The organism is Bacillus sp. GZB (genome assembly GCF_001975995.1).
Classification (GTDB): Bacteria; Bacillota; Bacilli; order Bacillales; family Bacillaceae; genus Bacillus; species Bacillus velezensis.
This window is the reverse complement of sequence record NZ_MTQG01000013.1, coordinates 1-753: the sequence shown is the minus strand read 5'-3', so window position 1 is coordinate 753 and position 753 is coordinate 1. Positions and strand designations below refer to the sequence as shown.

1 protein-coding gene is annotated in these 753 nt (G+C 45.0%); it reads right to left on the bottom strand.

Annotated features, from left to right (window positions below):
* On the bottom strand, positions 1-753 hold a 753-nt coding region (locus BXO87_RS05745; RefSeq protein ID WP_193427907.1), incomplete at both ends, for a CurL C-terminal domain-containing protein.

Genomic DNA, 753 nt, shown 5'->3' with positions numbered 1-753 from the left:
GACTCCGGCAGATAAGCAGAGCTTTCGTTAACGGAATAGAAGAAATCTTCTGTCTCAGATAATACAGAAGTGAAACGCTGCCTACTAAGATCAGATGTATTTTCATGGACCAACGGGTGTATGGTACCGAGCTGGTTCGTTGATGCTGCAGACGGCTGTTTAATTTCTGAAGGCACCCAGTATTTTTCCTTCGCAAACGGATAGGTCGGAAGACTGACTCTTTTCTGTTTCCCATTATCAAACAGCTCTTGACACGATACTTCATAACCTAGACAGTAGAATTCAGCCAATGCATACAGATTCTCTCTATATTCAGACGGATTTTCCCGGTCCTTATGGCTTTGTTCGACGAGACCTCTCACAGATTTATGGATAGCTTTCTGAGCTGTAAAGTCCTTTGGTACTCTCCCCTTAAACAAATTCGGCGGTTTTTCGTTCCCTTCAGCTTGCCTGAGTATTCGGACCGCATCCTCCCTGTCTTTGACCACAACGGCACAGCGATGATCGAAGTGATGTCTTCCTTCCATCAGCGTATAGCTGATTTTTGCCAGGTCCATCGCTCCAGTATTTTGAGACTTTTCAAGAAAGCCCGCCATCTCATGAATTTTCCCCTGCAAGGCTCCAGATGTTTTAGCTGACAAGACAAGCAAATAATATGGTTTGTCGTCCTGAGTGTTTTCCTTCTCTCTTACAGTACTTTCTGGCGTATAGCTTTGAAGCACGACATGGGCATTCGTACCGCTCATCCCAAAG